We start from the raw sequence: 6,118 nt of genomic DNA on the forward strand, positions 1-6,118 counted from the left end.
CATGCTCGAACTCGACAGAGTCACAGTTCGATACGGATCCGCTGTCGCCGTCCGGGAAGTCTCCCTTGTCGCCCCCGCCGGTGAAGTGACAGCGATCGTCGGGCCGAACGGTGCAGGCAAGACCAGCTTGGCGGGATCCATCTACGGCTCGGTTCCCGCCACCGGGACAATCAAATTCGATGGTCGAGAGATCCAGAAATTATCGGCACTGGATCGTGTCCGCAGCGGATTTGCCTACGTACCCCAAGGCAGGCAACTGTTCATGCGAATGTCCGTTCGCGAGAACCTACGCGTCGGCGCAGACCTGCTGGGATTGAAAGCCGAAGCCGTGGAAACAGCTTTCGAGAGGTTCCCGATCCTGCATGAACGCTCCGAGAGTTATGCCGGGGTCCTCAGCGGTGGTGAGCAGCAGATGTTGGTTCTGGGGCGGGCCCTTCTGGAAACCCCGAAGGTGTTGCTCCTCGACGAGATGATGACAGGACTGGCACCGAAAATCGTCGCGGAGCTGCGAGCGCTGGTCGGGGGTCTGGCCGCCGAGGGTGTGACCGTCATCGTGACGGAACCGGCACTTACTGCACTGAAATCGGTTGTCGACCGCGGATATGTCATGCAGCGCGGCGAACTCGTCCGCGAATGCGATTCCGCAGCGACACTGGACAACGCGTACAAACAATCGATGGGCGTACTCAGCGCCGACGGGAGATGATCGACGATCATGCTTGAAACGAAGACACTCGACTTCACCGTCGGTGAATTCGCCACGAATCCGGACCGGTTCGCCGGCGTCAGCATCAGCGAAATGGTCAGGCATTGGTCTGAGACCATCCCGGACGAAACCGCCTTTGTCACTCCGGAATCGAGGGTGTCGTGGAAACAGTACGACGCGGCTGCCGATGCGATCGCGTCGGCGCTGGATCTAGCTGGTGAGGGATACGGACATGTAGCCGTGTTGCTCCCCGACACCGCTGTATTCCATGCGGCTCTCTGCGCAGCATTTCGTACCGGCCGCGTCGCGGTCGGAATCGGTTCGCGCTCGGGCATTCGCGAGATCTCTCATCTGATCGCCCGCTCGGAAGCCTCCGTACTCGTCACCACTCGCACGCTGCGCGGCGTCGATACCGCCGAACTCGTGGCGAGTCTGCGGGCAGAGCATCCCGGACTGGACGTCGTCTTCGCCGACGAACGCGCCGACGTGAGTTTCGAACGCGTGAGTGCAAACGGCGAACTCACCTCGTTGCCGGTCGAGCTAAAGCAGTTCCCCGCAACCAGTCCGTGTTTTGTCACGTCAGCCGTTTCGATGCTGAACTCGACGTCCGGCACAACCGGCCTACCCAAACTGGTCACACAAACCGAGGATCGTTGGGTTGGTTTCTCCGAGATTGCCGCCGAGGCGGCGGCGATCGGTCCGGATGAGGTGTTCCTCGGCGCGGTTCCGGCACCTTTCGGATTCGGCCTCTGGACTTCGCATTTCCTGCCGGCGCTACTCGGTGCTCGCAATGTCGTCATGGAACGCTTCGACGTTTCGGTGATGATCGAGTTGATCGAGCGCGAACGGGTGACTGCTTTGAATTGTGTGAGTACACAATTCAAGATGCTGTTGCGTTCGGAGGCCGCGGAATCGGCCGATCTCTCGTCACTTCGTTTCATGTTCACCGGTGGTGAAGCCGTGCCGTATTCGGAGGCACTGGCCTTCGAACAACGTACCGGAGCGGCTGTCCTGCAGTTCTACGGATCAAACGAAACCGGCGCCGTCTCGGTGACGACGGTTTCGGACGGTTCCGATACCCGACTGAAGACGTGCGGCCACGTCATCGATCGCATGCAAGTTCGTGTATTCGACGATGCGGCAAAGGAAGTGACCGGCTCCGTCCGTCGCGGTCAGCCTGCGGTCAACGGCCCGCTGATGTGCCAGGGTTATTGGGGCGACGTCGATGCAAACGACGAGTTGTACACCGACGACGGTTGGATGCTTCTCGGCGACATCGTCGAGATCGACGAGACCGGGCGGGTGCGTGTGGTCGGGCGCAAAGCCGACATCATCATTCGAGGCGGCAAGAACATTTCCGCGGTCGAGGTCGAGGAGTACGTGCGCGCGCATCCTTCGGTGGAACTGGTCGCCGTGGTCGGAGTCGACGATCCGCTGTTCGGTGAGAAGGTCTGTGCGGTCGTCGTGTCCGCCGATGACGATCTGAGTTCGGTGGACCTGACCGCCTGGCTGCAGAGCCGAGGAGTGACCCGCGAGTACATACCCGAGTACGTGATGACGGTCGCCGAATTGCCGATGGCGGCAGGCGGCAAAGTAGCCAAGGGCGAAGTCAAGGCACTCGCGCAGAGGCGGATCGCTGAACTCGGCTGATCGCGCCTGACAGTACCGGCGTCGCGTTACGCTGATCCGGACATTTTGCCGAGAGTGAAGGAAACCCGATGACGAACCCTTCACCGCATCGGTGGCGCAGGCGCTTGCTGTGGGCTCTGGCAATTGTGTTCGTTCTGGTCGGAGCCGTGGTTCTGGCCTTCGTTCTGAGCCCGAGACCTGGCGCACTCACCGTACGATGGGTCTTCGATCGTGATGCCGTGAAAGTCACCGAGGCGCTCGAGAAGCACGCGCCCGAAGGCGTCGACTCGATCAAGGACCAGCAGTACCGCGCCGATGACGACGACGCATACCTGGATGTCTACTTTCCCGCAGCGACGACGACCGCATTGCCTACGGTGATCTGGACTCATGGCGGTGCCTGGATCTCGGGAAGCAAGTCCAACTACGCGCCGTACTACGAGTTGCTGGCCTCGCGTGGCTACACCGTTGTGTCCCTGGACTACTCACTCGGACCTGAGCACCACTATCCGACAGCGGTGCGGCAGCTCAACGACGCTCACGCGTACGTCGTCGCGAATGCGGAACGGCTGCATGTTGATCCGACGACGGTCGTTCTCGCCGGTGATTCTGCGGGAGCGCAACTCTCGAGTCAGCTCGCCACTCTCGTCACTGATCCCGCGTATGCGAACCGTGTGGGCGTGGTCCCGTCGCTGCGGCCGGATCAGTTACGTGGAGTAATCCTGAACTGTGGAATCTACGACGTCGGGAACATGGTCGGCGGACCCGGCATCATCGGTTGGGGGGTTGATCGGTCCCTCTGGGCGTATACCGGCGTGCGTGACTTCATGAGTACCGACGCAGCGGATCAGATGTCGACCTTGAACTACGTCAGCGCTCAATTTCCGCCTGCCTACATCAGCGGCGGCAACGCGGATCCTTTGACAGATTCTCAGTCGAAACCGTTGGCTGACAAATTGACGGGGTTGGGAGTCGCGGTCGACACACTGTTCTATCCGGCCGATCACGTTCCGGCGCTCGGTCACGAGTATCAGTTCGATCTGGACAATGCCGACGGTCTCACTGCCCTCGATCGCACGGTTCAGTTTCTCGACGCACACACCCGCTAGTTGTCGGATGATGCTGAGACGCTGAAGAAATGGTCATTTCAGACAAAGCGCCGCGGGTGTGTTGCCGGGGAATTCTCGACTAGTCCTTTTGGTCTAGCCTGGGTGAATCCGATCCGACCCCAGGAGTTGTTGTGCGCGCGTCTTCCCCCGACAGACGGCGAAGGCGCATTGTCGGAATCGCGGCGGTATTCGTCGTCATTCTGCTGTCCGGGGTAACCGTGGCACTCGTCAGTCCGTGGCCAGGAGTTCTCCTCGTACGGTGGATGTCAGCGGGTGGCTCCGAAGCGACTCACGCACAACTCGACAGGCATGCACCGTCAGGAATCGTCTCGATTCTCGATCAGTCGTACCGCGACGGCGACGACGATGCACAACTGGACGTTTACTACCCGTCGGAGTCCACTTCGGCGCTACCCACGGTGGTCTGGGTGCACGGCGGTGGCTGGATATCAGGATCGAGAACTGATGCCGACGGTTACTACAAACTGTTGGCAAATCAAGGCTTCACTGTGATTTCGGTGGACTACTCACTGGGACCAGATGCGTATTACCCCACCGCAGTGAATCAGCTGAACGACGCGTATCGATTTATCGTGAGCAATGCGGACAGGTTGCATGTCGATTCGAACAATCTCTTTCTTGCGGGAGATTCGGCAGGCGCGCAGTTGTCCAGTCAGTTGGCGACGGTCATGACCAGCCCTGACTACGCGTCGGAAATGGGTGTGGAGTCGGCATTACGTCCCGAGCAGATACGCGGAGTTGTCCTCGACTGTGGGGTCTTCGATCTGAAACCCCTGCTGTCACAGGGGAAGTACTTCGGTTGGGGCGTCGACAAGCAATCGCTGTGGGGATACCTCGGAACGAGGGACTTCGACGGGTCGACTGCAGTGGGTCAGATGTCGACACTGGGCCATGTGACCTCGGACTTTCCAGCGACGTTCATCACCGGCGGAAATGTCGACCCACTGACCGCCAGCCAGTCGAAACCCATGGCAGAACGGCTCGCCGATCTGGGCGTCGAAGTAGACGCACTGTTCTACCCCGACGATCACGAGCCTGCGCTGGACCACGAATATCAGTTCGACCTCGATACCGTGGACGGGATGATCGCGTTCGATCGCACAGTCGCGTTCCTACGCAACTACGTGCGTTAGCGCGGTCAGCGAATCACGTAAGGCGAAATCGAACTCCGGTGCTCACTGATATCGAGGTCTTTACCCAACGGCGGGAAGGCACGCTGCGGACAGTTGAGGCGTTCGCAGACACGGCAGCCCGAGCCGATCGGCGTTCCCGGATTCGACTCGTCCAGATCCAGACCGTCGCTGTAGACGAGTCGGTGGGCGTGTCGAATCTCGCATCCCAATCCGATGGCGAAGATCTTTGCGGGCTGTCCGTATCGAGCCGCTCGACGTTCGACCGTGCGAGCAACCCAGAGGTATCGGCGGCCGTCGGGCATCTGTGCGATCTGGGGCATGATCTTGCCCGGATACGAGAACGTCTCGTAGACGTTCCACAGCGGGCACGTACCGCCGCTGGTGGAGAAGTGGAATCCGGTGGCGGACTGACGCTTCGACATGTTTCCGGCACGGTCGACACGGACGAACATGAACGGAACCCCGCGAAGTTTGGGGCGCTGCAGGGTCGAGAGGCGGTGGCAGATCGTCTCGTAGCTCGCGGAATAGAAGGCGGACATGCGCTCGATGTCGTACCGGAAGTCCTCGGCGACGTCGTGGAACTGGCTGTAGGGGAGCACGGTGGCCGCCGCGAAGTAGTTGGCCAATCCAAGTCGCGCCAGGGAGACCGACGCTTCGCTGGTGAAGTTGCCTTCGGCCACCAACGAGTCGAGCAGATCGCCGTGCTCGAGGTACGCGAGTTCTGTCGCAAACTTGAAGACCTGTTGCCCGCCGGAGAGCCGTGCGGAGATTTCCAGGACCCTGGTATCCGGGTCGTAACGATGAAGTATGTTCTCGCCCAGGTCGACTCGTCGAACGATCTGCACGCCGTGGACGGTTTCGAGGCGTCTGGCGATCTCGCCGGCGACGTCGCCGCGATGAAAGCGCATCCGGGCAGTGAGTTCTTCGGCCGCGGTGTCGAGATCGTGAATGTAGTTCTGCCGCTGATAGAAGTAGTCGCGCACTTCCTCGTGCGGCATGGTGATCGAACCGCTGCCGCTGCCGTCCGAGAAGCGGTCTTCCGTCGCTGCGGCGAGCTGCGCCGTCGTGTTGCGGAAGCGGCGATGCATGTTGACCATCGCCTTGGCCAGGCCCGGGTGTGTGGAGACCATCTCCGCGATTTCGTGGGCGTCGGCGTCGATGCCCATCTCCTGATCGAGGGCAACTTCACGCATTTCCGCGATCAGGCGCGTGTCGTCCTGTGGGGAGAAGAAGGTGGTGTCGACGCCGAAGACTTCACTGATTCGCAGGAGGACCGGCACGGTGAGTGGCCGGACGTCGTGCTCGATCTGATTGAGATAGCTTGCCGAGATCTCCAGCGTCTTGGCCAGCGAAGCCTGACTCAACCCGCGCTCGGTCCGCAGTTGGCGGAGCCGGACACCGACAAAGGTTTTCGACATTTTCCCAGGATACGAGTGACAGTCCGGCTTCGCAAAGGTGGGTTTGCAGAATTCGCACCGGCACCCCCTGTGAGTGGTTGAGGAGTCCTCACACTCCTCAAC

General features: G+C 60.6%; 5 protein-coding genes. 4 read left to right on the forward strand and 1 reads right to left on the reverse strand.

Annotated features, from left to right (window positions below):
- Position 1: 1 nt before the first annotated feature.
- The 4 genes from AC1DWA_RS28625 to AC1DWA_RS28640 all read left to right on the forward strand — a co-directional run bounded on the left by AC1DWA_RS28625 (position 2) and on the right by AC1DWA_RS28640 (position 4,598).
- A complete protein-coding gene (locus AC1DWA_RS28625; RefSeq protein ID WP_042951161.1) occupies positions 2–706 on the forward strand; it encodes an ABC transporter ATP-binding protein in 705 nt (234 codons plus the stop codon).
- Positions 707–715: 9 nt separating this feature from the next.
- Entirely contained in the window at positions 716–2,356 is a 1,641-nt protein-coding gene (locus AC1DWA_RS28630; RefSeq protein WP_020906734.1) for a class I adenylate-forming enzyme family protein, read from the forward strand.
- 68 nt (positions 2,357–2,424) lie between these two features.
- On the forward strand, positions 2,425–3,444 hold the full coding sequence (locus AC1DWA_RS28635; RefSeq protein WP_084325135.1) for an alpha/beta hydrolase: 1,020 nt from the start codon (positions 2,425–2,427) through the stop codon (positions 3,442–3,444).
- 131 nt (positions 3,445–3,575) lie between these two features.
- Complete coding sequence (locus AC1DWA_RS28640) at positions 3,576–4,598, forward strand: alpha/beta hydrolase (protein WP_477847281.1); 1,023 nt, start codon at positions 3,576–3,578, stop codon at positions 4,596–4,598.
- 5 nt (positions 4,599–4,603) lie between these two features.
- Here the strand turns inward: AC1DWA_RS28640 and ramB are convergent, their stop codons facing one another.
- Entirely contained in the window at positions 4,604–6,016 is a 1,413-nt protein-coding gene (gene ramB / locus AC1DWA_RS28645) for an acetate metabolism transcriptional regulator RamB (protein WP_019744436.1), read from the reverse strand.
- Positions 6,017–6,118 lie beyond the last annotated feature (102 nt).

The organism is Rhodococcus sp. P4_F3_2, assembly GCF_056401335.1.